This is a genomic window from Pedobacter hiemivivus, assembly GCF_004331685.1.
GTDB lineage: Bacteria > Bacteroidota > Bacteroidia > Sphingobacteriales > Sphingobacteriaceae > Pedobacter > Pedobacter hiemivivus.
The window spans coordinates 1-25,696 of record NZ_SJSM01000037.1; the positions used below are offsets into that span (position 1 = coordinate 1).

At 38.6% G+C, this 25,696-nt stretch carries 27 protein-coding genes and 1 rRNA gene; 7 read left to right on the top strand and 21 right to left on the bottom strand.

Annotated elements, in window-relative coordinates; all coding sequences use genetic code 11:
• The 3 genes from EZ444_RS26005 to EZ444_RS26015 form a co-directional block, all read right to left on the bottom strand.
• A 16S ribosomal RNA gene (locus EZ444_RS26005) occupies positions 1–382 on the bottom strand; the annotation flags it as partial.
• A gap of 970 nt (positions 383–1,352) precedes the next feature.
• On the bottom strand, positions 1,353–1,712 hold the full coding sequence (locus EZ444_RS26010; RefSeq protein WP_131612834.1) for a CoA-binding protein: 360 nt from the start codon (positions 1,710–1,712) through the stop codon (positions 1,353–1,355).
• A 101-nt stretch (positions 1,713–1,813) separates the two neighbouring features.
• Entirely contained in the window at positions 1,814–3,355 is a 1,542-nt protein-coding gene (locus EZ444_RS26015) for an NAD(P)/FAD-dependent oxidoreductase (RefSeq protein WP_131612835.1), read from the bottom strand.
• Between the two features lie 131 nt (positions 3,356–3,486).
• On the opposite strand from EZ444_RS26015, the gene EZ444_RS26020 reads away from it, so the two are divergent.
• The 4 genes from EZ444_RS26020 to EZ444_RS26035 all read left to right on the top strand — a co-directional run bounded on the left by EZ444_RS26020 (position 3,487) and on the right by EZ444_RS26035 (position 5,932).
• Complete coding sequence (locus tag EZ444_RS26020; protein ID WP_131612836.1) at positions 3,487–4,068, top strand: LemA family protein; 582 nt, start codon at positions 3,487–3,489, stop codon at positions 4,066–4,068.
• An 82-nt stretch (positions 4,069–4,150) separates the two neighbouring features.
• Positions 4,151–4,594, top strand: coding sequence for a TPM domain-containing protein (locus tag EZ444_RS26025; protein ID WP_131612837.1), 444 nt, complete (start codon positions 4,151–4,153; stop codon positions 4,592–4,594).
• A 3-nt stretch (positions 4,595–4,597) separates the two neighbouring features.
• Positions 4,598–5,371, top strand: coding sequence for a TPM domain-containing protein (locus EZ444_RS26030; protein ID WP_131612838.1), 774 nt, complete (start codon positions 4,598–4,600; stop codon positions 5,369–5,371).
• Between the two features lie 12 nt (positions 5,372–5,383).
• Entirely contained in the window at positions 5,384–5,932 is a 549-nt protein-coding gene (locus EZ444_RS26035) for an NUDIX hydrolase (RefSeq protein WP_131612839.1), read from the top strand.
• A gap of 70 nt (positions 5,933–6,002) precedes the next feature.
• On the opposite strand, the gene dnaA is transcribed toward EZ444_RS26035, so the two are convergent.
• The 3 genes from dnaA to EZ444_RS26050 form a co-directional block, all read right to left on the bottom strand.
• Positions 6,003–7,433 carry a chromosomal replication initiator protein DnaA gene (dnaA, locus tag EZ444_RS26040; RefSeq protein ID WP_131612840.1) on the bottom strand — a complete coding sequence of 477 codons (1,431 nt, stop codon included), beginning with the start codon at positions 7,431–7,433 and terminating at the stop codon, positions 6,003–6,005.
• 194 nt (positions 7,434–7,627) lie between these two features.
• Positions 7,628–9,175 carry an acyl-CoA mutase large subunit family protein gene (locus EZ444_RS26045; protein ID WP_131612841.1) on the bottom strand — a complete coding sequence of 516 codons (1,548 nt, stop codon included), beginning with the start codon at positions 9,173–9,175 and terminating at the stop codon, positions 7,628–7,630.
• 2 nt (positions 9,176–9,177) lie between these two features.
• A complete protein-coding gene (locus tag EZ444_RS26050) occupies positions 9,178–9,708 on the bottom strand; it encodes a DUF7935 family protein (protein ID WP_131612842.1) in 531 nt (176 codons plus the stop codon).
• 105 nt (positions 9,709–9,813) lie between these two features.
• Between EZ444_RS26050 and EZ444_RS26055 the strand changes: the two genes are divergently transcribed.
• Together EZ444_RS26055 and EZ444_RS26060 are read left to right on the top strand one after the other, a co-directional pair.
• Positions 9,814–10,167, top strand: a complete 354-nt coding sequence (locus EZ444_RS26055) for a HesB/IscA family protein (protein ID WP_090783010.1) — start codon at positions 9,814–9,816, stop codon at positions 10,165–10,167.
• Between the two features lie 87 nt (positions 10,168–10,254).
• Positions 10,255–11,487, top strand: a complete 1,233-nt coding sequence (locus tag EZ444_RS26060; RefSeq protein ID WP_169472415.1) for an ABC transporter permease — start codon at positions 10,255–10,257, stop codon at positions 11,485–11,487.
• Between the two features lie 4 nt (positions 11,488–11,491).
• Here EZ444_RS26060 and rfbB read toward each other — a convergent pair whose 3' ends face one another.
• The 5 genes from rfbB to EZ444_RS26085 are packed head-to-tail and all read right to left on the bottom strand — an operon-like array spanning position 11,492 to position 16,471.
• Positions 11,492–12,544, bottom strand: a complete 1,053-nt coding sequence (rfbB, locus tag EZ444_RS26065; RefSeq protein WP_131612844.1) for a dTDP-glucose 4,6-dehydratase — start codon at positions 12,542–12,544, stop codon at positions 11,492–11,494.
• A 30-nt stretch (positions 12,545–12,574) separates the two neighbouring features.
• Complete coding sequence (locus tag EZ444_RS26070; RefSeq protein ID WP_131612845.1) at positions 12,575–13,141, bottom strand: hypothetical protein; 567 nt, start codon at positions 13,139–13,141, stop codon at positions 12,575–12,577.
• The gene (gene galE / locus EZ444_RS26075) at positions 13,142–14,164 is read right to left on the bottom strand and encodes a UDP-glucose 4-epimerase GalE (RefSeq protein WP_131612846.1); all 1,023 of its coding nucleotides are present in this window, start codon (positions 14,162–14,164) and stop codon (positions 13,142–13,144) included.
• Between the two features lie 7 nt (positions 14,165–14,171).
• Complete coding sequence (locus EZ444_RS26080) at positions 14,172–15,161, bottom strand: UDP-glucuronic acid decarboxylase family protein (RefSeq protein WP_131612847.1); 990 nt, start codon at positions 15,159–15,161, stop codon at positions 14,172–14,174.
• Positions 15,161–16,471, bottom strand: a complete 1,311-nt coding sequence (locus EZ444_RS26085; protein WP_131612848.1) for a UDP-glucose dehydrogenase family protein — start codon at positions 16,469–16,471, stop codon at positions 15,161–15,163. The genes EZ444_RS26080 and EZ444_RS26085 overlap by 1 nt, the downstream gene beginning before the upstream one ends.
• 63 nt (positions 16,472–16,534) lie before the next feature.
• Between EZ444_RS26085 and EZ444_RS26090 the strand changes: the two genes are divergently transcribed.
• Positions 16,535–17,761, top strand: a complete 1,227-nt coding sequence (locus EZ444_RS26090) for a 3-deoxy-D-manno-octulosonic acid transferase (RefSeq protein ID WP_131612849.1) — start codon at positions 16,535–16,537, stop codon at positions 17,759–17,761.
• On the opposite strand, the gene hemH is transcribed toward EZ444_RS26090, so the two are convergent.
• From hemH to pheS, 10 genes are all read right to left on the bottom strand, one after another.
• Positions 17,751–18,764 (bottom strand): ferrochelatase, encoded by a 1,014-nt coding sequence (gene hemH, locus EZ444_RS26095; RefSeq protein WP_131612850.1) that lies wholly within the window; start codon positions 18,762–18,764, stop codon positions 17,751–17,753. The two genes, EZ444_RS26090 and hemH, sit on opposite strands and share 11 nt — an antisense overlap.
• Before the next feature lie 72 nt (positions 18,765–18,836).
• Complete coding sequence (locus tag EZ444_RS26100) at positions 18,837–19,685, bottom strand: 4-hydroxy-3-methylbut-2-enyl diphosphate reductase (protein ID WP_131612851.1); 849 nt, start codon at positions 19,683–19,685, stop codon at positions 18,837–18,839.
• A 53-nt stretch (positions 19,686–19,738) separates the two neighbouring features.
• Positions 19,739–20,632, bottom strand: coding sequence for a hypothetical protein (locus EZ444_RS26105; protein WP_165503734.1), 894 nt, complete (start codon positions 20,630–20,632; stop codon positions 19,739–19,741).
• Between the two features lie 95 nt (positions 20,633–20,727).
• A complete protein-coding gene (locus EZ444_RS26110) occupies positions 20,728–21,237 on the bottom strand; it encodes a phosphoribosyltransferase family protein (protein ID WP_090782987.1) in 510 nt (169 codons plus the stop codon).
• A 172-nt stretch (positions 21,238–21,409) separates the two neighbouring features.
• Entirely contained in the window at positions 21,410–21,814 is a 405-nt protein-coding gene (locus tag EZ444_RS26115) for a hypothetical protein (RefSeq protein WP_131612853.1), read from the bottom strand.
• Positions 21,815–21,827: 13 nt separating this feature from the next.
• Positions 21,828–23,282, bottom strand: a complete 1,455-nt coding sequence (gene rlmD / locus EZ444_RS26120) for a 23S rRNA (uracil(1939)-C(5))-methyltransferase RlmD (RefSeq protein WP_131612854.1) — start codon at positions 23,280–23,282, stop codon at positions 21,828–21,830.
• A gap of 93 nt (positions 23,283–23,375) precedes the next feature.
• Positions 23,376–23,486, bottom strand: coding sequence for a phenylalanyl-tRNA synthetase subunit alpha (locus tag EZ444_RS26125; RefSeq protein ID WP_131612855.1), 111 nt, complete (start codon positions 23,484–23,486; stop codon positions 23,376–23,378).
• 115 nt (positions 23,487–23,601) lie between these two features.
• The gene (locus tag EZ444_RS26130; RefSeq protein WP_084289076.1) at positions 23,602–24,177 is read right to left on the bottom strand and encodes a TetR/AcrR family transcriptional regulator; all 576 of its coding nucleotides are present in this window, start codon (positions 24,175–24,177) and stop codon (positions 23,602–23,604) included.
• Complete coding sequence (locus tag EZ444_RS26135) at positions 24,177–24,590, bottom strand: Rieske (2Fe-2S) protein (RefSeq protein ID WP_131612856.1); 414 nt, start codon at positions 24,588–24,590, stop codon at positions 24,177–24,179. Before EZ444_RS26135 ends, EZ444_RS26130 begins: the two co-directional genes overlap by 1 nt.
• Complete coding sequence (pheS, locus tag EZ444_RS26140; RefSeq protein WP_131612857.1) at positions 24,591–25,628, bottom strand: phenylalanine--tRNA ligase subunit alpha; 1,038 nt, start codon at positions 25,626–25,628, stop codon at positions 24,591–24,593.
• Between the last annotated feature and the right edge of the window lie 68 nt (positions 25,629–25,696).

Consider the following 25,696-nt stretch of genomic DNA (forward strand, 5'->3'; position numbering starts at 1 on the left):
AGTTGCCTCCATTGACCAATATTCCTTACTGCTGCCTCCCGTAGGAGTCTGGTCCGTGTCTCAGTACCAGTGTGGGGGGTCATCCTCTCAGATCCCCTAGTCATCGTCGCCTTGGTGGGCCGTTACCCCGCCAACTAGCTAATGACACGCATGCCCATCTTAATCCTATAAATATTTGAACATTGGATAATGCTATCCTGTGTTTTTATGCGGTGTTAATCCGAATTTCTTCGGGCTATCCCCCTGATTAAGGTAGGTTGCATACGCGTTACGCACCCGTGCGCCACTTTCCTCTCTAGCAAGCCAGAGAGTATCGTTCGACTTGCATGTATTAGGCCTGCCGCTAGCGTTCATCCTGAGCCAGGATCAAACTCTCCATTGTAAAATGTTTTGTTCGAACACTGACCATTCTTAACTTGTATTAATAATAGTCTTATTCTAATTATATTGTCTAGTTAGATTCTGACTTGAAAAAATAGCTTTGGTTTTCATGTACTTTGAAACTGTACTATCTTACCTCGCTATGCTTTATAAATGACATCTCTTTAATGAACTTCTCGAATCACCTCACGGATCTTCTTTATATTTCTTCGTTTATTATTCTTCAGTTTCGTTTCGGTCTTAATGTTCCGAATCTCAGTTTCAAATTTTCAACGTTTCAATCTTTTTTATTCTGTTAACAAACTCCGTTTGGTAACTCCCGTTCTGTTTGGGATTGCAAAGGTAGAAATCTTTTTGGCTTTTTCAAGTTTTTTATTAAACTTTATTTCTTTTATTTTTCGAGGCTTTTAACAACCCTTAAAGAAACACCAATCTCTTTTTCTAACCCTTCATTCAACCTTCATCTTCTTCCTTTTCTTACAAACCCTTCCTCCGAAGCGGGATGCAAAAGTAGGAAAATTATCTCCCCTCACAAACTTAAATCAACTATTATCCCCATCAACCCCATAACTCCCTACAACACAACCAGAAAAACTGAACGCTATTTTAAAAAGGTAGGATTATGGACTAAGGATGCGATACAATTTATCATAAGCTGAATAACCAATCCTTTGTTTGATGAATATTTGGAGATCCTTTGGAGATCCTTCGGGGATGGTCTAAGACTGGTAGGAGTCTCTTAGGACTCTAGTAGGACTCTCCTAGGACTCTGGTAGGACCCTAGCTCCTTTGAAACTCCTTTCGGACTCCTTTCAAACTCCTTGATGTATAAATTCATCCCCGAAGGAAACCAAAGGGCAAACAGTAAAATTCTCAGCTCTATAACCTTAATCCACAAAAAAGCCCTTACGGTATTACTACCATAAGGGCCTATCTAAAATTAAGTTAAATAACACTGTAAAATCAAACGATCAATACTGTCCTGTAGACAACAACACCAATGTACATGCCTCTACAGGCTCAATTCCATTAGCCACCAACAAACTTTCCAATTCTACATTTTCAGTCCCAGGATTAAAAACAACCCTTTTAGGCTTAGTTTCCAATATATAGTCATAATACTGATCTTGCAAATGTGTACCTATATATAAGGTTACAGTATCAATATCATGATGTATTACACCTTGTTTCTCAATTTCGACACCAGCAACCTCCCCTTTTTTAATTCCAATGTTCACAATATCATGGCCTTTAGCGGTAAGCATATGGGCCGCACGATAAGCATAACGTTCAGGATTTGGGCTTGCACCTATAATTAAAGTCTTCTTCACCGTTTTATTTTATATGTTTTCAACAAATACCTCTGCTAGTGTAAGCCAAAACTATTCCATTTCTTAACTTTATAACAAATAACAATTAAAATCTGTTTGGATTAGCTCATCTTTAAAACCGCATTAGCGCAGTTTACCCCATCAATAGCAGCAGAAACAATACCACCGGCGTAACCGGCTCCCTCTGCACAAGGAAATAGTCCAGAAACTTGTGGATGCTGAAACGTTTCCCTATCCCTCGGAATACGCACAGGGGATGAACTCCGACTTTCTACACCCACCAAAATCGCTTCATTGGTATAATAGCCTTTCATCTTTTTCCCAAATACAGGCAATGCACTTTTTAAGCTCGAAGCCACAAAATCAGGAAGCGTATCTTTCAGTATCACACTTTTTGTCCCGGGTAGATAAGAGTTCTTGGGTAAATCGCTAGAAAGCCTTCCCTCAACAAAATCTACCATCCGTTGTGCAGGAGCAACCAATTTACCACCACCCAATTGAAAAGCGCTCCGTTCTATTTCTGCCTGAAAATGCATCATTCTTAAAGGATCATCGCCTTTTACATCTTCCAATGTAATTTGAACCACAGTTCCAGAGTTTGCAAATGGGTTATTTCTTTTAGAGGGCGACCATCCATTTACAACGATCTCGTTTTCATAGGTAGCGCATGGAGCTATAATTCCCCCCGGACACATACAAAAAGAGAATACACCCCTACTACCTACCTGCTCTACCAAACTGTAATAAGCAGGCGGCAAAAACTCACTTCGAATATCACAATGGTATTGCGCCGCATCAACAATAGCTTGCGGGTGCTCAATTCTGACGCCTAAGGCAAAAGGCTTTGCCTCAACAAGAATTCCCTTATGATGTAACAATTCGTAAATATCACGAGCCGAATGGCCAGTAGCTAAAATAACGGCATCGGCAGACAAACTATAGTCATCGTTAACCATCACACCCTTCACTTTTCCAAAATCGACCTGAATATCGGTCACCTTCTGATCAAAATGGACTTCACCGCCAGCATTTAATATAGTTTCTCTGATGGCGGTTATAATTTGAGGTAATTTATTAGTACCGATATGTGGTCGGGCATCAATTAAAATATCATCTGTTGCACCATGTTGCACAAAAGTCTGCAACACTTTGTTGATATCACCACGCTTATTAGATCTGGTATAAAGCTTTCCATCCGAATAGGTTCCCGCGCCACCCTCACCATAGCAATAGTTAGATTCTGTATTTACTATTCCTTCTTTATTGATGATAGCAAGATCTCTTCTTCGCTGTTTTACATCCTTGCCTCGCTCTAAAACAATAGGTTTAAGGCCAATTTCTATACATTGCAAAGCAGCAAATAATCCCGCTGGCCCTGCTCCCACAATAATTACAGGTTTAGCATTACTGACATTTTGATAGTTTATCGTAAAAATCTCTGCCAATGGCGTCTCGTCGATAAATACGCTTACCTGTAACCGATAAATTACTTTTCTAGATCTGGCATCAATAGAGCGTTTCAGAATTTTATATCCTTTAATCCGTACCAAGTCTATTTTTAAGGCAGTTGAGAGTGTTTTCTTGAGGATATTTTCAGACTCCATTTCCTCTGGAGCCATGGTGATTTCAATGTCTTTTTGCATAACCGTTGTCAGGTTTTTATCCCGAACTTGTAACAAAGGTACGGAAATTGAGTTCTAATGTGTAAATTAACACTTAAACCGAGAGGTCGTTTATTGGCCTCACGATAACTAAAATCAAAAAAAACGAAAAAATGAAAAGAACAGTATTAGCAATAGTAGGCGTTTTAGCTCTGGTTGTAACCATGAGTGGATGTGGTTACAATAGTATGGTTAAACTTGATGAGGATGTGAAAGCAAAATGGAATCAGGTAGAAACCCAGTACCAACGTCGTTCAGATTTGATTCCTAATTTAGTGAATACCGTTAAAGGTGCAGCAAAATTTGAGCAATCTACCTTAACTCAGGTAACTGAGGCTAGAGCAAAAGCTACACAGGTTACTATTGACCCAGACAAATTAACACCAGAAAACATCGAAAAATTCCAGGCTGCACAAGGCCAGGTTAGTCAAGCGCTGAGTCGTTTACTGATGGTAACAGAAAATTACCCTCAATTAAAAGCTACAGAACAATTTAGAGATGTTTCTGCTGAATTGGCTGGAACTGAAAACAGAATCGCTGTTGCGCGTAAAGATTTTAATGAATCTATACAAACATATAACACTAAAATAAGATCATTCCCTAATAATATTATGGCGGGTATATTTGGTTTTAGTCAGAAAACTGGCTTTAAAGCTGAAGCTGGAGCTGAAAAAGCACCAAAAGTAGAATTCTAATATAAAGTAACACCTTTTAAGGGTAATGCATGTTTAATTATCAAAACACGCATTACCCTTATTCATATCATGTAATCCTATCATGGGCATATTTACAGAACAAGACCAGGAGCTGATTGCGAATGCAATTTCAGAGGCTGAAAAAGCTACTTCGGGCGAAATAAGAATAGCCGTAGAAAAAAAATGCAATGGCAATGCTTTTGAAAGAGCTACCACCTATTTTTCGAAACTGGGAATGGATAAAACGGCTAAACACAACGGTGTACTGATCTACCTTGCTTACGAAGACCATAAATTTGCAATAATAGGTGACAGTGGCATCAACAAGGTTGTACCACCCGATTTCTGGGAGATGACACAAGTAGCAATGAAGGCCCATTTTGCAGGCGGTAATATTGTTCAAGGAATTATAGCCGGCATTGTACTAGCTGGAGAAAAAATGGCTTTGTATTTCCCTTTTGAAGGGGACGACATTAATGAGCTGCCAAATCATATTATTTTTATGGATCAACATGCAAAACATTAGGCAATGAAGAAATCAATCATAGCCTTATTCCTGATCATTCTTTCCGTTGCGGGCTTTGCCCAGGATTTCCCTGCTAAGCCCAATACACTAGTTAATGATTACACAGGAACGCTTTCGGCCGACCAAATACAGCAACTGGAACGAAAACTGGTTGCCTTTGATGATTCAACATCTATACAAGTGGCTATTGCCATACTCAAATCCGTTGGCGAATATGACATCAATGATTATGCCCTTCAACTGGGCAGAAAATGGGGCGTAGGCACTAAAGGCAAAGACAATGGTATAATGATCGTTGTAGCGCTTGGCGACAGGAAGATCGCTATCCAAACTGGATATGGCGTTGAAGGCGTATTGCCAGACATGTACACCAGACGGATTATAGATAATGACATCAAACCTTACTTTAAGGCCGGCGACTACTATCAAGGACTAGATGCCGGAACAAATGCAATTATTGCTGCTACCAAGGGCGAATATAAGAACGACAAACCAAAGGCTGCAAAAGGCGGTAAAGGCGGATCTGGAATCATTCTCGTGATCATCATTGTGGTGGTGATCGTCATCTTGCTTAAAAAAGGTGGCGGCGGCGGTGGCGGCAGTCAGGTTATAGGCGGTCGCGGTGTTGCCGATGCACTTTTCTGGAGCATGCTGCTTGGTGGAGGAAGAGGTTCTGGCGGTGGCGGCTGGGGCGGTGGAAGCAGCGGCGGCGGAGGAGGCTTTGGTGGCTTCGGCGGTGGTAGTTTTGGTGGTGGTGGTAGCAGCGGAAGCTGGTAATTAATACTTTAAATGGAAATATTGAAATGGGAAAAGCTTTCATCGAAATACCTGGTGAAAGAAAGATGGGCCACACTTAGGGTGGACACCTGCAAGTTGCAAAATGGAAGTACAAAAGACGATTACTACGTATTGGAATATCCAAACTGGGTAAATGCGGTTGCACTTACCGAAGACAACAAGTTAATCATGGTACGTCAGTACCGTCATGCGGCTGATATTGTTTCTTTAGAAATACCAGGTGGAGTTATTGATGGCGATGAGCTACCTGAATATGCCATCAGAAGAGAGTTATTGGAAGAGACTGGCTATTCTTTTAAAAGTGCCGAACTGATTGCAACACTTCATCCTAATCCAGCTACTGCAGACAATGTGACTTATACATACCTGTTAAAGGGTGGGACAAAAACACATGAGCAACATTTAGATGAACATGAGATTCTAATTGTCGAAGAATATACCATTGCAGAAGTGAAACAGCTACTAGCTAACCATAAAATAGATCAGGCCCTACATTGTGCAGCGCTATTTTATGGATTAATGAAACTAGAAGAATATTAAACAATTACTCATTGTACTAAAAAAGCCTGTAAGCAAAAACTTACAGGCTTTTTTAGTACAATGAGTAAAACTAGCTCATTTTTAATTTCTTTTGGATATCGTGCACATAACCTTTAAATTTTTTATCGGTATCAATAAGATCCTCGACCGTTTGACAGGCATAAATTACTGTCGAGTGGTCTCTTCCACCAAAAAAAGCTCCGATTGTTTTTAGGGATGATTTGGTATGGCTTTTTGAAAGGTACATCGAAATCTGACGTGCCTGAACAATTTCCCGCTTACGCGTTTGAGATTTAACCATATCCACCGGTACTTCAAAATATTCACATACCAACTTCTGAATGTACTCCATAGAAATCTCTTTTGAAGTATTCTTGATAAAATTCTTTAACATCTGCTTAGCCAATGCCAGGTCTATATCCTTTTTGTTTAATGTTGATTGTGCAAGTAAAGACACCATAGCACCTTCAAGTTCACGAACATTGTTATCTATATTATGCGCAACATATTCTACTACTTCGGCAGGCAATTCAATCCCATCTGCATACATCTTCTTACGAAGAATAGCAATACGGGTCTCCAGATCCGGCACTTGCAAATCAGCTGAAAGCCCCCATTTAAACCTGCTTAACAATCGCTCTTCTAATCCAGCTAAATCCTTTGGCGCTTTATCAGAAGACAAAATAACCTGCTTGCCTGATTGGTGCAAGTGATTAAAAATATGGAAAAATATATCCTGTGTTTTCTCTTTACCTGCAAAATTATGCACATCATCCATAATGATCACGTCCATGGCCTGATAAAAATTAACAAAATCGTTGATGGTATTATTTTTTAACGAGTCTACAAACTGTTGGCAAAATTTCTCGCAAGAAACATAAATTACCAACTTATCCGGCATATTGCGTTTAATCTCATTACCAATAGCTTGCGCAAGATGCGTTTTGCCCAAGCCTACCCCACCATAAATCATCAAAGGGTTAAATGACGTACCTCCTGGTTTTGCAGCCACTGCGTAACCCGCAGAGCGCGCCAGACGATTACAATCTCCCTCTATATAATTTTCAAAAGTATAATTGGAATTCAACTGAGGATCTACGTTCAATTTTTTTAAGCCTGGTATAATGAAAGGATTTTTAATATCCTTATTTATCGATACCGGGATCGGCATAGATTGCCTTTTAGCTTCGGCACCATTTCCATTGCTTGGCATGTTAGTCGTATAAGGAGATCCACTATTAGAAGATTTATCTACAACAATATTATACTCTAGTCTCCCCTCATCTCCCAACTGCTTCTTAACCGTTTTTCTGAGCAGTCCAACATAATGCTCTTCCAACCATTCATAGAAGAATAAACTTGGTACTTGTATCGTCAAAACTTTGCCCTCCAACTTCAATGCAGATATTGGCTCGAACCAAGTTTTAAAACTTTGGGTCGGAATATTATCTTTTATGATTTGGAGACAGTCCTTCCATACTTCTGTACAAGTTTTTTCCATTGTCATGCTATAATTTCTTGGTTTACAACGACGATAAGAGCATATAAGGTGAGCTCGTTCGTGAGATCGAATATTCAAAAAATTATCAACAAAAAAAACTTAATTTTCATTTATTTGGTAAGTGCTTATAAAGCAAACTCATACCATAGTTAACCTCAATTTTTTATGTGGATAACTATTTATTAACATAAGAATCAGTATTCTCCGAAAACATTACGCATCACATCAGCTATTTCCCCAAGTGTAGCATAGGCTTCAACTGCCGCCAGAATAAATGGCATGAGATTGTCAGTACTTTTAGCAGCATTGGATAAGTCATTTAGTGCTTTTTCCACAACGTTACTATCCCGCTCAGCTTTAAGTTTATTTAACTTTTCCGTCTGGATAGTCCGAATGGATTCATCAATAGTAAATACATCATTTATACCTTCCTTTTCCTGAGTAAATTTGTTTACACCTACAATAATCCTACTGGCCTTTTCAACTTCAACTTGATATTGATAAGCGGCATCAGCAATTTCATTTTGAATATAACCATTTTCGATCGCATTAACAGATCCACCCATGGCATCGATCTTATCAATATACAAATGAGCAGCGGCTTCTATTTCATCAGTAAGGGCTTCCACAAAATATGATCCAGCCAAAGGATCTACTGTATCCGTCACACCACTTTCAAAGGCTATGACCTGTTGTGTCCGCAAAGCGATTTTTGCAGCAGCCTCGGTAGGCAAAGAAAGTGCTTCATCATAACCATTGGTATGCAGAGATTGAGTTCCGCCTAGTACTGCAGCCATTGCCTGATTGGTCACCCTTATGACATTATTAAGTGGCTGTTGAGCTGTCAACGTTGACCCGCCTGTTTGTGTATGAAAACGGAGCATCTGTGCCTTTTCATCCGTAGCCCCAAGATCTTTTGTAATCTTTGCCCACATTCTTCTGGCTGCGCGAAATTTTGCGATCTCCTCAAAAAAGTTGTTGTGACAATTAAAGAAGAAGGATAAGCGCTTGGCAAAAACATTGATATCTAATCCTTTTTCAAGAGCCGCATTCAAATATGCTTTTCCATTTGCCAGCGTGAAGGCCAATTCCTGCACAGCTGTTGAGCCAGCTTCTCTGATGTGATAACCGGAAATAGAAATCGTATTCCATTTCGGCACCTCTTTACTACAATATTCAAAAATATCGGTAATGATCCGCATAGATGCTTTAGGTGGATAGATATAAGTCCCCCTTGCCGCATACTCTTTTAAAATATCATTTTGGATCGTACCAGAAATTTGTCTGATATCAGCACCTTGCTTTTTAGCCAGAGCAATATACATCGCCAACAAAATGGAAGCGGTAGCATTAATCGTCATCGATGTAGTGATCTTCTCCAGCTCAATACCATCAAACAATATTTCAATATCTTTTAATGAATCGATGGCCACACCAACTTTCCCTACCTCCCCTTCTGACATTTCATGATCTGAATCATAACCGATTTGAGTAGGTAGATCGAAAGCTACCGAAAGTCCCATCGTTCCTTGCTTTAACAAGTAGTGGTAACGCTTATTTGACTCTTCGGCGGTAGAGAAACCAGCATACTGTCGCATGGTCCATAACCGACCTCTATACATATCTTTCTGAATACCTCTTGTATACGGAAACTCACCGGGCGCTTCAATCTGAGCACTAGGTTTAGTGTATACCTCTTTTATTTCTATACCTGATGTAGTGGTAAACTTTTTATTGCTCATAACTAAAACAACTGATGAATATCTTTCTTAATCAAATCTAATGTCAAATCATAGGGGTTATTTTCAATACCCGCCATATGCTGTAAAACCTTTCTACTCAAATCAACACCTGGAGCATCTGCAGGCAGACTTTTAGCGCCATTATTCACCATAGCGATGGTATCGTCCTTTAGCTTCTTTACTACATCCCAGGTAGGTGTACTGATGTACAGCTGCTGAGTGATGTTATGTTGATACTCTGATTTAATTTCGTTTAATACCATCACCTGAAGCTCAGCAAGTGTTAACCCTTGTTGATGCAGTCTGATAAAAAGGTTAGCAGGATTTATACGCTCTATAAAAATAGTTAAACGCTCATAGGCTTGTAAGCGCAACGACAATAATGGGTTATCTTTTTCCTGTTTTTGATCAGAAAATTTCAATCTAAAATAGGTCCTGATGTCATCCTTTATTAAATAGTACCCAGCCGAAACCGTAGCCACCCCTCCAATTACCAATACTGCTGCTTCGGTTATAAATTTCTGCAAGTCCATTCTATTTTGTTTAAATACCGTAATAATTAGTCGTAGTACCGACAAAAATGTGCATTTTGATTTATATTTGCCCTATTAATACATTTTTAACGGTTGATAAATAACATGAGTAATACAGTAGATACCGCATTCGCCCCTGTAACATTTACAGAAACAGCTGTAAAAGAGCTTTTTAAACTAAAAGACCAACAAGAAATCGCCGAAGATTTTGGCTTACGTGTAGGCGTTGAAGGTGGTGGCTGTTCTGGAATGAATTACGTTTTGGGTTTTGATCAGAAAAAGGACGGCGATCAAGAGTTTATTATTGATGGCATAAAAGTTTTCATGCATAAAGCACATCAAATGTACCTGATGGGAATGCAGGTTGACTGGCAGGATGGCTTAAATTCGAGAGGATTTACTTTTAGCAATCCAAATGCAGCAAGCACTTGCGGTTGTGGAACCAGCTTTTCAGTATAAAAGAGATTATCATTTGTAACATTATAGTAAGTCCTGTTGTCTTAACAACAGGACTTTTATTTTAGCACCTAAATCTATCTGCCTGTAATGACCTATACTGAGAACGTAAAATTAGCCCTGCAATCCATTACTGGCAACCGGTTGCGTACCATGCTTACCGCATTGATCATTGCAATTGGGTTATCTGCCTTGGTAGGTATTTTAACGACACTTGATGCCGTTAAAAAAAGTATGACAGAAGCTTTTTCCAGTATGGGTGCAAATTCATTCAACATTAGAAACCGTGGTACAGGTATCAGGATTGGCGGCTCTGGACAAAGACAAAAGCCTTTTAAATCTATCAGATATGAAGATGCTTTAGCCTTTAAAGAACGGCTAAATACCCCTGCAAAAGTAGCCATAAGTGTTGTAGCAACCAGAGGTGCCACAGTTAAGTATGATACTGAAAAAACAAATCCAAACATCAGCATCCAGGGTATAGATGAGCATGGTCTCGGTTCGCAAGGCCTGGAATTAGCCTTGGGTCGAAATTTCAATCTGGCAGAAGTTCAATCTGGAAACAACATTTGTATTATTGGAAGCGAGGTCAGCGAGAAGCTATTCAAAAATCAGGATCCACTGGATAAAATTATTAATGTAGGCAATAGTCGATTAAAAGTAATTGGCGTACTCGTATCCAAAGGTCAAAGCATGGGTTTTAGTGGTGATCGTGCTGTATATGTCCCTTTATTAAAAGCGAAACTGATCAACTCCACCTCAAATCCTTCTTATACCATAACCGTTATCGTTCCAAGCAATGATATTATGGATAATGTCATTGGAGAAGCAACCGCCGTATTTAGGAATATCAGAAAAATAAGGGTGACAGATCCTAACAATTTCGAGATAACCAAAAGCGACGCCATGGCACAAACCCTATTTGAAAACCTACGGTACATTGTCTGGGGAGGTATAGCTATTGGCGTAATTACCTTAATGGGCGCTTCAATTGGGCTGATGAATATCATGTTAGTCTCCGTTACGGAAAGAACCAGGGAAATTGGCATCAGAAAGGCAATTGGTGCAAATCCAGCCGTTATAAGGAAACAGTTTCTGATAGAGGCCGTAATCATTTGTCTAATGGGTGGAGCTTTTGGGATATTCCTGGGCATAGCCATCGGAAACCTGATCTCTCTGGGGATGGGTGGCTCATTCATTATTCCATGGGAATGGATTTTTGGAGGTTTTGCTGTATGTGTTTTAGTAGGTATAGTTTCGGGATATTATCCCGCAAAAAAAGCCTCTAAACTGGATCCAGTAGAGGCTTTAAGATATGAATAGGTTATTATCGTCCCTGATATTGAGTATCGTAATAAGCTTGGTAGTTCCCTGAAGTAACATTACTCAGCCACTCTTCGTTTTCCAGGTACCAATCTACAGTTTTTTCCAATCCTTCTTCAAACTGTAAACTCGGCACCCAGTCCAGGTTGTTTTGCAGCTTACTTGAATCTATTGCATAACGCAAATCGTGTCCTGCCCTATCCGTTACAAAAGTGATCAGCTTGGCTGACTCCCCTGGTTCACGATTTAGCTTTTGATCCATAATATTGCAAAGCAAATGGATCAAATCAATGTTCTTCCATTCGTTATGCCCGCCAATATTATAGGTTTCCCCTGTTTTAGCCTGATGAAAAATCACATCAATAGCCCTGGCATGGTCTTCCACCCAAAGCCAATCACGCACATTCTCCCCTTTTCCATAAACAGGTACAGGTTGACCATTTTTTATATTATTAATAGCTAATGGGATTAATTTCTCCGGAAAATGGTGAGAACCATAATTATTTGAACAATTAGAAATTACTATATCCAAACCGTAGGTATCATGATAAGCCCTAACAAAGTGATCGGATGAAGCTTTAGAAGCCGAGTATGGACTATGCGGATCGTAAGCCGTTGTTTCAGTAAACATACCTGTATCGCCTAACGCACCATAAACCTCATCGGTAGAAACATGATAAAACCGTTTCGCTGAATAATCTTCTTTCCAAAACTCTCTTGCTGCATTCAATAAATTTACAGTACCAATCACATTCGTCATTACAAACGCCGTAGGATCCGCGATCGACCTATCGACATGAGATTCAGCAGCCAAATGGATCACTGCATCGAATTGTTCTTTCTGAAATAAGTTATTGATTTCAACTGCATCAGTGATATCGGCTTTAACAAACCTATAATTAGATTTATCTTCCACATCAGTTAAGTTCGCCAAATTACCTGCGTAGGTTAATTTGTCAAGATTTACAATTTCATACTGAGGATAATTGTTTACAAATCTTCGTACCACATGAGATCCGATAAAACCTGCACCACCTGTTACTAATATTTTTTTCATTGAAATTATGTAGCTTTCTATAAGTTATTGTTATAATTCTGTTGGCAAGCCCAGCGTTTTTGCAATTGCTGCCGTTTTATTGGTGTAAATTTTATCTAACAAAATATTCAAAGACGCTTTAAGGTCAAACTGTAGATCCTCATGCATTTTATCGTATTTATTTAAAACTGAAAGTGCTGTTTTTACAAAATAAATAACCAGCTTCTCATTAAATTTATAAAGGGCAGAAAAAACATTTTCATCAAATTCGATGGGTACCTGATTTAGCAAATGAATCCTAAGTTCCATTTCACTATTTAAATCCTTTGTCACTTTAAAATGATGATTAATGCTGCCATTTAATTTACGCATTTTCAATAAGGTCTCCTTCGAGTTCAACCTTCTGGAAGCCATCAAGTCAGCAATACCATCATCAATGTCAGACATGAGTTTTTCCTGCCTACGTACCAGATCGTGCTCGTCTTCAAGCAATTTAAAATGAAGATGTTCAGTTAAAACCTTGTCCTTAGCAATTAACCTGAGCAGTAGCTTATCCTTTTCCTTTTCAGGAAGAGACTTGATCTCCAGTTTCAGCTCCTTATGCTCACTTAATAACATTTAAAAAGGATTATCCTGTAAATATTTTTCCCATTTCCAGGCAGACGACATCATCTCTTTCAAGTCTAATTCAGCTTTCCAGCCCAGCTCTTTTGTAGATTTTGTTACATCGCCCCAAACTTTTTCAATATCGCCTTCTCTTCTTGGGCCAATTGTATAGTTTAGTTTTACGCCAGTAGAGGATTCAAATGCATCAATGATCTGCAATACAGACGAACCTTTTCCGGTACCTAGATTAAACACCTCATAATTAGTGCTGGCCTTATTGCTTTCTAGCCGTTTAATTGCCGCAACATGTGCTTTTGCTAAATCCACCACGTGAATATAGTCCCTTATTGCACTGCCATCAGGAGTATCATAATCATTACCGTAGACAGTGATTGGTCCACGTTTACCGATTGCAGATTGCGTTATAAAAGGAACCAGGTTTTGAGGAACACCAATTGGCAATTCACCAATCAAAGCAGTATGGTGCGCACCTACAGGATTAAAATAACGTAAAGACGTTACTTTTAATTGAGGAGTTACTGCACAAGTTTCCTGCAAAATCTCTTCTGCAATCTGTTTAGTATTGCCATAAGGTGATTCTGCCTTTTTAGTTGGCGCATCTTCAGTTACTGGCAAAACATCCGGCTGCCCGTATACAGTACACGATGATGAAAAAACCAAATTCACCTTACTGTCAAATGCGTTGATCAGATTGATCAGCGAATAAAAGTTATTTCTGTAATACTTTAACGGCTGCTGTACAGACTCACCTACAGCTTTAAATGCCGCAAAATGAATTACCCCAGCAATATCGTTGTGCTGTAAAACAAAGTTCTTTACTATAGCCTCATCGCATAAATCCAATTCTACAAGTTCAGGTTTAACTCCTATAATTGCTTCTATTTGCTGAAGTATTTTCGGGTTAGAATTGGAAAAATCATCAACAATAATAACTTCATAGCCTGCATTGTGTAGTTCTACTACAGTATGTGAGCCAATAAAACCGGTTCCTCCGGTTACTAATATTTTAGACATTGTTTAATTAACGGTTATATCCTGTAAAATCTTTATGGTCTTTATTTATTAAAGCTTCTTGCGGCAGTGATTTAAAATACTCGTAAGTTATTTTCAACCCTTCTGCTCTACTTACTTTTGGCTCCCAACCCAAGATAGTTCTTGCTTTGGTAATATCCGGACGTCTTTGTTTCGGATCATCAACAGGCAAATCTCTAAGTACTAGCTTCTGGTGTGTTCCCGTCAACTTGATAATTTCCTCACCAAATTGCTTAATGGTAATCTCATCAGGATTACCAATATTAACTGGCATCGCATAATCACTTAACAACAACCTATAAATACCTTCGATCAAATCATCTACGTAGCAGAATGAACGCGTCTGAGAACCATCACCAAATACAGTAAGATCCTCACCACGCAATGCCTGACCAATAAACGCGGGCAATACCCTTCCGTCATTTAAGCGCATTCTTGGTCCATAAGTATTAAAGATCCTTACAATTCTGGTTTCTAAACCATGAAAAGTATGGTAAGCCATCGTCATTGCTTCCTGAAAGCGCTTTGCTTCATCATAAACACCTCTTGGTCCTACCGGATTTACATTACCCCAATACTCTTCTGGTTGTGGGTTAACACTCGGATCACCATAAACTTCTGAAGTAGAGGCGATCAGCATCCTGGCTTTTTTGTTTTTTGCAAGACCGAGTAGATTATGGGTTCCCAAAGATCCAACTTTCAAAGTCTGGATAGGGATTTTCAAATAATCAATTGGACTTGCCGGAGAAGCAAAATGGAGGATATAATCCAAGTCACCTGATACATGTACAAATTTTGAAACATCATGATGCGCGAATTCAAAATTTTCCAATCCAAACAAATGTTCAATATTTTGGAGGTCCCCTGTGATCAGGTTATCCATCCCTATAACATGGTATCCTTCCTTGATAAACCTGTCGCACAAATGCGAACCTAAAAAGCCGGCTGCACCGGTTATTAAAACTCTTTTACGTTTCATTAATTTATAAGCTTACGGCCAACACTGTTATAATAATATCCAAGCTCTATCATCTTTTCCAAATCATATAAATTACGTCCATCAAAAATAACCTTATTGCTCAGACTTTTTTCCATCAATTCAAAATCTGGATTTCTAAATACAGACCACTCCGTAGCAATCAATAAAGCATCCGCATTTAGTAAAGCATCGTATTGATTTTGAGAATAGGTTATTTTATCTCCTAGAATGGCCTTCACATTATTCATTCCCTCAGGGTCGAATGCAGTAACTGTCGCACCATGCTTAATCAATTCATCAATAATATACAAAGAAGGTGCTTCACGAACATCATCAGTTTCAGGCTTGAAGGCCAATCCCCACAAAGCGAAATGCTTACCTTTTAAATCATTTTTATAATACTTTAACAGCTTGTCAACCAATATCGTTTTTTGCTTTTCATTCACCTGCATTACAGATTTCAAGATCTGGAAATCATAGTCATACTCATCTGCAGATTTTGCCAAGGCTTGTACATCTTTAGGAAAACAGCTACCACCATAGCCAATACCAGGGAATAAAAAGCGCTTCCCAATCCGTGCATCAGATCCTATCCCTTTACGAACAGCATCCACATCCGCACCTACAAGCTCACACAAATTAGCTACCTCATTCATAAAGGTAATTTTGGTGGCCAGAAAAGAATTTGCCGCATATTTTGTCAATTCAGAAGAACGCTCATCCATAAACAAAATTGGGTTCCCCTGTCTAACATAAGGACCATACAATTCTAACATTAGTTTTTGCGCTTTCTCACTCCTGGTCCCGATTACTACCCGATCAGGCTTCATAAAATCTTCTACAGCAACACCCTCACGCAAAAATTCAGGATTAGAAACCACATCGATTTCTATAGTTGTATTTTCAGCAAAAACAGCCTGAACCTTATCTGCCGTCCCTACAGGAACCGTAGATTTATTTACGATAACTTTATAATTGGTAACCAGCTTGGCAATATCTTTCGCCGCACCTAAAATATAGGACAGATCAGCAGCGCCATCTCCACCCGGGGGTGTTGGCAAGGCCATAAATATAATCTGAGCATCTTTAATTGCATGAGCAAGATCGGTGGTAAAAGTTAAACGACCTTGTGCAATATTTCTGTGGAATAAAACATCTAAACCAGGCTCATAAATAGGAACTACCCCGGCTTGCATTTGCGCTACTTTAGCTTCGTTGATATCTACACAAATTACATTATTTCCTGTTTCTGATAAGCAAGTTCCTGTTACTAACCCAACATATCCGGTTCCGATAACCGCTATTTTCATATATTAATCCCGTTTTAATTATATTAAAGTATCTTCGGCTAAGATAATAAATAAACACACAAAATGCTTTGGCTTTATAACATTGCAATTCAACTTTACGGCTTAATAATCAGGTTATTCTCTCCTTTTAATTCCAAAGCTTCATTTTTTTTAAAGGGTAGACGAAATATCTTCGCCAAAATTGAAAAAAAAATAGATTCAACGGTGCCACATATATGGTTTCACTTTGCTTCTTTAGGTGAATTTGAACAAGGTAGACCAGTATTGGAGAAATTAAAAGAACAATACCCGAATAAAAAAATAATCGTCACCTTCTTCTCTCCTTCTGGTTATGAAATCAGGAAAAACTATGCATTAGCCGAAGCAGTTTTTTATCTACCACTGGATACAGCAGCAAATGCGGAGCGATTGATCACAGCCTTTAATCCTGAACTTGCCATTTTCACCAAATACGAATACTGGTATCATTACTTTAAAGCGCTACACCATAAAAACATTCCCTTATTAATCATTTCAGGCATTTTCAGACCTAACCAAATCTTTTTTAAGTCGTACGGTTCCTTTCATCGAAAAATGCTGAGCTATGTGAGCCAGTTCTTTGTGCAAAATGAAGAAAGCATTCAGTTGCTAAAAACGATAAATATTCAAAATGCTACACTAAGTGGAGATACAAGATTTGACAGGGTCGCCGAAAATGCATCCACACCCAAGAAACTAAGTCTAATTGAAAAATTCTGTGGAAATGCACCTGTATTTATTGCCGGCAGTACCTGGCCTGAGGACGAACGACTGATTGCCTTATTATGTACTTCAAATCCAGAATGGAAATTCATCGTTGCACCTCATGAAATCGGTGTGCATCACATTAATGAAATAGAGGGTTTGTTTCCTCAAGCGATCAAATATTCGACATTTGCTACCGATGAGACATCCGCCGAGCATCAAATACTGATTATAGATAATATTGGAATGTTATCTTCACTTTATGCCTACGGCAATATTGCCTATATCGGTGGAGGCTTTGGCGCCGGCATCCACAATACTTTAGAAGCAGCGGCATTTGGCATACCTGTTATTTTTGGACCAAAATACGAGAAGTTCCAGGAAGCAAAAGACCTGATTAAGATCGGAGCTGCAAAAAGCATCCAAAACATCAATGAGCTTAACGCAGCTTTTACTACCCTAACTAGTACTGGAAATGAAGGTGACATCGCAAAGAATTACGTGACTTCAAAAACAGGATCTACAGACCAGATCCTGCAATATTTAAGTCAATATCTTAAGCCTTAGCCATTTCAACTAATGCCTGTATAAACTTCGGATTATCATTTAAGCTTTCAACAAGCTGTACATGTTCTCCACCAAGAGCCTTAAACTCTTCGTGGTATTCAACCGTAATTTCATAAAGGGTTTCCAAACAATCGGCAACAAAAGCAGGACTAAAAACCAATAGTCGCTTTTTACCTTCAGCGGCAAGCTTTTTCAACACGTCAGTCGTGTAAGGCTGCACCCAAGGTTCTTTTCCTAAGCGCGACTGGAAGCAAACGGTATAATCTTCTTTGGCAATATTCAATTTTTGAGCAATCAATCTCGCCGTATCATGCCCCTGGGCCGAATAGCAAAACTTGTTGGTATCATTTAGGGTATCACAGCAATTGTCTTTTTTCAAACAATGCTTCCCAGTATGGTCACATTTCAACAATTGACGCTCTGGTAAGCCATGAAAGCTAAACAAAACATGATCAAAAGTTTCTGGCTTATACTTTCTCGCATTTTCAGCAAAAGTTTCCAACATCAATTCATTATCATGAAAAGAGCTTACAAAACTTACTGGAGGAATAGTAGCCCATTTGCTGACCAATTCCATCACCAACTGGATTACTGAACCGCTACTGGCAGATGCATATTGAGGAAACAACGGAATTACTTTAATACTTTCAACGAGGCCAGCCTTCATCTTTTCCAAAGCGGACAAAATAGATGGATTTTGATAACGCATGGCCAGCTCTACATGATAATCATCACCGAGCTGTTCTTGTACTAAAGCGGCTTGTATTTTACTAAAATACAATAAGGGCGAGCCATTTTCATCCCAAATCTCTTTGTAAAGTTTTGAAGTTTTCGGACTACGAAAAGGAACAATAATACCTTTAACCAATAAGGTACGGTTAAAAACATTAACATCGATCACACGCTCATCCATCAGAAACTGATCTAGATATTTACGTACATCACCAACTTCCGGACTATCCGGAGTTCCTAAATTCACTAACAGTACACCCTTTTTTCCCATAATTATCCCCAAAATTAACTATTCAAACCGTTTTTCTGTTTTATCATTTACCCGAAAAGGAATAATTACTTTTTAATGATGAAGGAGAAAGCCTTTCACCTCTTCCATAAGCCACATTGGTGTTGATGTTGCTCCGCAAATCCCTACTTTATCATTGGGAGCGAACCAACTCAGATCAATTTCCGAAACATTGGATATGAAATAAGAGTTGTCGTTATATTTTTTACATACATCGTACAGAACCTTTCCATTAGAAGACTTTTTGCCAGACACAAACAAGATTTTATCATAGTTTGCTACAAATTTCTCCAGATCGCCATAACGGTTAGATACTTGTCTACAAATGGTATCATTCGCTTTAACATCATATCCACGATTGATCAGCTCATCCTTAATTGCATAAAATTTATCAGTACTCTTTGTGGTTTGACTGTACAAGGTAAACTTAGCTGGTAATTCGACCTTGTCCAACTCAGCAATATCCTGGAATACGATAGCCTTACCATCGGTTTGCCCTTGTAAACCGATCACTTCCGCATGACCATGCTTTCCGAATATCAGAATCTGCTCCTCATCATCGTACGAATTCTTGATTCTATTCTGCAATTTCAATACAACTGGACAAGAAGCGTCGATCAAGGTCAATTCATTTTTCAGCGCAAGTTCATAAGTAGATGGCGCCTCTCCGTGTGCGCGAATCAATACCTTTTCTTTATGCAAACCCTGTAACTGTTCATGATCTATAATGCGAAGTCCTTTATCAGTCAATCGCTTCACCTCCTCGTCATTGTGAACAATATCTCCTAAACAATAAAGATAATCTTCATTGTCCAATATATCTTCAGCCATATCAATAGCGTAAACTACTCCGAAGCAAAAGCCCGATGCCTTATCTATTGTTACCGCTAAATTGTATTCCATGGATATCATTTTTTTGAGATAATACAAAATTACGCAAAATCTGCTTGATTTTTCTATTTCTTAGGTTTAATTGACAAGGCAATATGCCCCCAAATCCCCCTAAGCATCAATCCAAACAACATGATCATCTGCAGGGGGTGCAACAAGACCTGCAACAAAGGATTCTGAGCAGTCAAAAAAGCGATCATTACCCTTGATAAAAAGATCAAGCCGATTGGAAGAATTATAAGTGCCGGATTAAAATCAAACGAAACGATAACAGGGCCAACGATAACTAATGTTAAGTACATCAGCGCCGCTAAATTGTTATTCGAGAAATTCATCAACAATCGCATCGAAAAGCTAGCCGTATCTTTTACATCAACAGTGTTGTATACAAATTTATTAGCCAGTAAAACCTCAGCTTTTAGCCGTTGTTGCTTTGCCAATTTTATTATTTCCGTTGCCTCCAAAGCTTTAGGGTGTAATTTTTCATGCCATTTATACTGTTTATATATCGTTGCATCAAAAAACAAACAATCATTACTACCTGCGGTAAATGCCGAAAAACTGCTTAACCTAACCAATCGTAGCGGAAGTAGATTCAACAACAAGAAATCATTTAATGGATAAATGCAATTCGCAATAAAGCCTGAAGCCTTAAAAGTGGGAATTAAGCTCAAAACAGCCAGGTTAAATACTTTCATCCGGTACATTAGGTTATTAATTAAACCAAAATGGACGGTAGTACTCGGGGATAAGAACAAAAGATATTTCCCTGTGGTTTGATTCACAAGTTCAGAGATACTTTCCAAGTGTTGAACAAAAACTTCGGTATGTTCATAGTCCTGCTCAGCAATTGAAGTCAGCAGGTTTTCTACATCCTGTTTAACCGTTGAAGTTAAAACAATGATCGAAACCTTTTCTGAAAAATGCTTACTATAATACCCAAGCTTTGGGTTAGACAAGAAGTTAAATAAAGTAACGCAAAACCTTAGTACAAGAAAAACCAGGACTGCATACACAAATAATATCATACTGCATCTCCTGTTTCTAAAAGTAATTAGCTCAAATAAACCCGATCTTCCTCACCCTCAACATCCATAACCACATCAACATGTTCTTTTAGAACTGTTGCCATTTTCAGACCTACATAATCGGTAGCTATAGGAAATATTTTATGGCTCCTATCTACCAATACTACCGTTCTGATTTTTTTATGCGGCGTATTTAAAAACACGCCTAAGCCATAGGCAAGGGTTTTACCACTATTCAATACATCATCAACAAGAATGATCACCTTATTTTTCCAATGAGATTCATCCAGGTCAGTATTGGCAACCAACTTGCTATTTTTCCTGTCAAGGTCAATCTTTAGCATGGTAATCTTCAAATCAGAGATTTTAGACAATACCTTTTTCAATCTCAGTGCCAGTTTATAGCCTCTGTCCCAGATCCCGGCCAGCACAATTTCCTTTTCAGTAAGGTTATCTTCCAATATCTGATAAGCAATCCGGTTTATTTTCTGTTGTATCTGCTTTTTATCTAGAATGAGTAATTGAGATCCTGCCATTTTTTCCCTTATTTTATGCTACAAAAAGAACGATTTTAAGGTTCATATTCAAATATTTAAAAATATTTTCTAAACCATGAAACCTTTCTGCTTTAGCGTTGTCTAATTAGTAGTTTTTAGTAATCCTTATCCATGTTTGCCCGGATAGGGATTTCTTTTGTAAGCCAAATGCTTAGCCCTTGTTTTTGTAAGGATAGTAAATAAAATTGGCACCTTCAGGCACAATCACAAATACACACATAAAATCTTCAGGTTTCTTATAGCTTCTCAAAAACAAAGCTTTTTTCTCAGGCGTAATGATTCCTTTCTCTACAAACTCCTCAAAAGTTGAGGCCTGTATGGTCCAATCTGTACTTAATTCCTTCCTATCCAAAATTACCTCTCCTATACTTACCGTATGCTGATGCGCAATAAAGATAGGATTGGCAGAAATCCCTTCGACGATAATTTCTATTGCTACTTCCTTCAAAGCTTCTGCATATAAGTCCAGATCTTTCTCCAGACTTACCAACGGACTTTTCTTCTGTTCTTCTTTGCCGCCCTCAGGCTGTTGTGGCATTAATTCTTCAATATCCATCTTTAAAAATTGCTTAGGCTAATTCCCCTCTAAATTTTAACAATACTACGTTCTCTACATGTTGGGTATGCGGAAACATATCAACGGGTTTAATCCGTACAACTTCATATTTTTCTTTCAGCAAACTCAGGTCGCGTGCTTGCGTAGCCGCATTACAGCTTACATAAACAATTTTATCAGCTTCCATTTCTAACAAGCGCTCAACTACATCAGCATGCATTCCAGCCCTTGGAGGATCTGTGATCACCACATCAGGCTTACCATGATCAGCAATAAACTCCCTGGTCAGGATATCTTTCATATCACCAGCATAGAAGATGGCATTGTCTATTCCATTTAGTTTGGAGTTAAACTTAGCGTCTTCAATAGCCGTTGGCACATATTCAATCCCAACAACTTGTTTTACACTACGGGCTACAAAATTAGCAATCGTACCGGCACCAGTATAAAGATCATAAACTAGCTCATTACCAGTAAACCCAGCAAATTCCTTAGTAATCTTATACAATTCGTGTGCCTGATCAGAATTGGTCTGGTAAAAAGATTTGGCACCGATTTTAAACTTCAAACCATCCATATCTTCAAAAATATGGTCTCTGCCAGCATAAGTAATCACTTCCTGATCAAAAATGGTGTCGTTCTTCTTTTGATTTACGATATATAAAAGAGCAGTAACTTCAGAAAACTTGCTTTTCAAATGCTCCATCAAACCATCAATCTGCCCCTGCTCTGCATAAGCAAATACCACGACCACCATAACTTCTCCTGTTGAAGAGGTACGGATAATCAGATTTCTCAAATTACCCTCATGGTTGCGTAAGTCATAAAAAGTAAGCCCTGCCTTTAAAGCATAATCCCTAACCTCATTTCTGATGCTGTTAGAAGGTTCAGCTTGTAAATAGCAATGCTGAATATCAATTATTTTATCAAAACGCAAAGGAACATGAAAACCTAAGGCATTCATTTCCAAATCTGGATTAGGACCATCCGTATCAAGTGCTTCCGCCCTTTCTACCATATCCTCTTTATTTAACCAGCGCTTATTAGAGAAAGTATACTCCAGTTTATTCCTGTAGTATTTATTTTCGGCCGAACCCAGAATTGGTTCCATACTGGCCGTATCTATTTTCGCGAGACGCTGTAAGGCAGCCTCAACATTTTTATATTTAAACTTTAATTGAGCATCATACTCCATGTGCTGCCATTTGCAGCCACCACAGGTACCGAAGTACTGACAAAAAGGATCTGTTCTTAATTCAGATTTTTTATGAAGGGTTTCAATTACCGCCTCCGCTAAATTTTTCTTCTTCTTTACAATACGAACGTCGGCAACATCACCTGGCACAGCTCTTTCTACAAAAATAACCAGCTCATCAGCCTTTCCAACACCTTTACCCTCTTCGGCAATATCAATAATACTTACATCAGGAATGATGGTTATCGTTCCGGCTTTTCTATTTCTACTCATTATGCCGCAAATTTACAGGTTTTTTTTCAGACATACAGCTATCCTGCAGACATTTTGGAATGTCGCTACACAAAGGAATCTGACGACTAAATGCTACTGGCCAAAGATTTTAAGTATAAACCCAAAAACACCTGCTACCAGATCAAATTTCATATCAAACTTCTCTTCTACCAATACGGAAATCTCTAAAACTTCTTTACTCATTGCTATAACTGATGATATATATCAAATATAACATCTTTTATACCAAATACCGAATTGGTCTACATTAAACTTATGTAAAGAAATCTACCTGTCCAGATGAGCAGGTAGCGCTGTTTTATAAAGCAGCTTTAACTAAGAAAGGAAGTAATTCTTTCTGGAAACTGACAAAATTCTTGCGTACATCAGAATCACTAACAGAGGTAAAAGCAAAAGAAAACACTATATTTTTACTCGCCTTCAATAGAAATGCCAGTCCTTCTCTGCGAGATGGATGGTTTTTAAAATGGTCAAGCTCCAGATAAGCAGAAAGCAATAAGGACTCTAACTGATCAGACAAATGCTTTAAAAACTCTTGAGAGTTAGCATTTTCACGCACAAAATCCCAACCAATAAACTCATTACACACCGTATAAGTTAACCTGCAGGTTTTCATTACCAATGCCTTAAGGTGTTCTTCCTCATCAGCAAACTGGGCCTTATTTTTTAAGATCTCATGCAGGTTTAAATCCAGATAGTCCATCAAAATGGCATCCAGAATCTGTTCCTTGCTCTCAAAATATTTATAGATGGTTGCCTTCGCTATACGCGCCTTCCTGGCGATTTCATTAACACTTGTTTTATGATAACCGTATTTTCTGAACAACTCCTTAGCAGCTCTAACGATGCTCTCTTTTATTTTCTCTGGTTCCATTAATTGGTTACGTGTAATGTAATTCCTGCAACAAATGTATTATACTTTTTTAGTGATATCTCCGCGGGTGCTTTTGCTGGACTGCCATCTTCCAAAAGATACTTCGCTCCCGAACATTTGTCCGTAACCGTAAAACTTGGATCATCTAACACTACAGCACATTTCTTTTCAGGATTAACCGTACTGCACCTGTCATAAGCTACATACCCACCATTAAGCGTTCGGTATATCACTATGCCTGCAACGCCATAGCTATCAAAAGCAACGGCCCCACCCGGGCTACTTAACCTAATCAATCTTGGATCAGTTAAGGGAACACTAAAATTAACCGGTACATTAGGGATCACCAGACCTTCTTTACCACATCCAACCAACACCAAAATGAACAATAATATACCGGGGATACTCCTCATTTATATCAATGAAGTTTTATATTGTTTCAAAAACCTTGCATCATTCTCCGAGAACAAACGCAGGTCTTTTATCTCAAATTTCAAATTTGCAATACGCTCAATACCCATTCCAAATGCAAATCCACTATATTTCTTGCTGTCGATATTACAGTTTTCCAAAACATTTGGATCAACCATACCGCAACCTAAAATCTCTACCCAACCGCTATGCTTACACATTTGGCAACCGGCACCTTTACATATGGTACAAGAAATATCCATCTCTGCAGATGGCTCTGTAAATGGAAAATAAGATGGGCGGAAACGTACTTTTGTACCCTCACCATACAACTCCTGTACAAAATAAAACAAGGTTTGCTTTAAGTCAGCAAAAGATACATTCTCATCCACGTACAAACCTTCTACCTGATGAAAAAAGCAATGTGCTCTTGCAGAAATCGCTTCATTCCTGTAAACACGTCCTGGCATAATTGCTCTGAACGGCGGTTTTCCAGCCTCCATCATTCTCACTTGTACTGAGGATGTATGTGTACGCAATGCGATATCACCATTTTCTCCACCTTTTTTAATGAAGAAAGTATCCTGCATATCACGTGCGGGATGCTCTTCAGGAAAGTTTAATGCAGAAAAGTTATGCCAATCGTCTTCAATTTCCGGCCCTTCAGCCACCACAAAACCAAGCTTATTAAAAATCTCGATAATCTCTCTTCGTACCAACGCCAAAGGATGACGAGAACCGACTTCAAAACCTTCACCCGGAAGTGTTAGGTCCATACCCGATTCTTTTGAAGTATCAGCAACCTCAGTTTGGTCTTTAAGTGTTTGATATTTGGCTTCTGCCAATTGCTTAAATTCATTTAAAACCTTACCCAGCGTTCTTTTCTCCTCTGGTGACACAGCTTTAAACTCATCAAAAATATCTTTGATTATTCCTTTGGTTCCAAGGAATTTTATGCGGAATTGTTCTAATTCGTCAGCATTATCCGTAGAAAAAGCATTTATTTCTTCGGTATATTGTGTTATCTTATCTTGTAACATGGGGTCAAATATACAGCAATTTCTATAATATTTTTATAAACACCGGGTTCAAAATCAACTTGCAAGAT

Excerpts from the sequence above, each read along its gene's own strand:
- EZ444_RS26015 (WP_131612835.1), bottom strand. The coding sequence starts at position 3,355 with ATGCAAAAAGACATTGAAATCACCATGGCTCCAGAGGAAATGGAGTCT.
- EZ444_RS26020 (WP_131612836.1), top strand. The coding sequence starts at position 3,487 with ATGAAAAGAACAGTATTAGCAATAGTAGGCGTTTTAGCTCTGGTTGTA.
- EZ444_RS26025 (WP_131612837.1), top strand. The coding sequence starts at position 4,151 with ATGGGCATATTTACAGAACAAGACCAGGAGCTGATTGCGAATGCAATT.
- EZ444_RS26030 (WP_131612838.1), top strand. The coding sequence starts at position 4,598 with ATGAAGAAATCAATCATAGCCTTATTCCTGATCATTCTTTCCGTTGCG.
- EZ444_RS26035 (WP_131612839.1), top strand. The coding sequence starts at position 5,384 with ATGGAAATATTGAAATGGGAAAAGCTTTCATCGAAATACCTGGTGAAA.
- dnaA (WP_131612840.1), bottom strand. The coding sequence starts at position 7,433 with ATGGAAAAAACTTGTACAGAAGTATGGAAGGACTGTCTCCAAATCATA.
- EZ444_RS26045 (WP_131612841.1), bottom strand. The coding sequence starts at position 9,175 with ATGAGCAATAAAAAGTTTACCACTACATCAGGTATAGAAATAAAAGAG.
- EZ444_RS26050 (WP_131612842.1), bottom strand. The coding sequence starts at position 9,708 with ATGGACTTGCAGAAATTTATAACCGAAGCAGCAGTATTGGTAATTGGA.
- EZ444_RS26055 (WP_090783010.1), top strand. The coding sequence starts at position 9,814 with ATGAGTAATACAGTAGATACCGCATTCGCCCCTGTAACATTTACAGAA.
- EZ444_RS26060 (WP_169472415.1), top strand. The coding sequence starts at position 10,255 with ATGACCTATACTGAGAACGTAAAATTAGCCCTGCAATCCATTACTGGC.
- rfbB (WP_131612844.1), bottom strand. The coding sequence starts at position 12,544 with ATGAAAAAAATATTAGTAACAGGTGGTGCAGGTTTTATCGGATCTCAT.
- EZ444_RS26070 (WP_131612845.1), bottom strand. The coding sequence starts at position 13,141 with ATGTTATTAAGTGAGCATAAGGAGCTGAAACTGGAGATCAAGTCTCTT.
- galE (WP_131612846.1), bottom strand. The coding sequence starts at position 14,164 with ATGTCTAAAATATTAGTAACCGGAGGAACCGGTTTTATTGGCTCACAT.
- EZ444_RS26080 (WP_131612847.1), bottom strand. The coding sequence starts at position 15,161 with ATGAAACGTAAAAGAGTTTTAATAACCGGTGCAGCCGGCTTTTTAGGT.
- EZ444_RS26085 (WP_131612848.1), bottom strand. The coding sequence starts at position 16,471 with ATGAAAATAGCGGTTATCGGAACCGGATATGTTGGGTTAGTAACAGGA.
- EZ444_RS26090 (WP_131612849.1), top strand. The coding sequence starts at position 16,535 with ATGCTTTGGCTTTATAACATTGCAATTCAACTTTACGGCTTAATAATC.
- hemH (WP_131612850.1), bottom strand. The coding sequence starts at position 18,764 with ATGGGAAAAAAGGGTGTACTGTTAGTGAATTTAGGAACTCCGGATAGT.
- EZ444_RS26100 (WP_131612851.1), bottom strand. The coding sequence starts at position 19,685 with ATGGAATACAATTTAGCGGTAACAATAGATAAGGCATCGGGCTTTTGC.
- EZ444_RS26110 (WP_090782987.1), bottom strand. The coding sequence starts at position 21,237 with ATGGCAGGATCTCAATTACTCATTCTAGATAAAAAGCAGATACAACAG.
- EZ444_RS26115 (WP_131612853.1), bottom strand. The coding sequence starts at position 21,814 with ATGGATATTGAAGAATTAATGCCACAACAGCCTGAGGGCGGCAAAGAA.
- rlmD (WP_131612854.1), bottom strand. The coding sequence starts at position 23,282 with ATGAGTAGAAATAGAAAAGCCGGAACGATAACCATCATTCCTGATGTA.
- EZ444_RS26125 (WP_131612855.1), bottom strand. The coding sequence starts at position 23,486 with ATGAGTAAAGAAGTTTTAGAGATTTCCGTATTGGTAGAAGAGAAGTTT.
- EZ444_RS26130 (WP_084289076.1), bottom strand. The coding sequence starts at position 24,177 with ATGGAACCAGAGAAAATAAAAGAGAGCATCGTTAGAGCTGCTAAGGAG.
- EZ444_RS26135 (WP_131612856.1), bottom strand. The coding sequence starts at position 24,590 with ATGAGGAGTATCCCCGGTATATTATTGTTCATTTTGGTGTTGGTTGGA.
- pheS (WP_131612857.1), bottom strand. The coding sequence starts at position 25,628 with ATGTTACAAGATAAGATAACACAATATACCGAAGAAATAAATGCTTTT.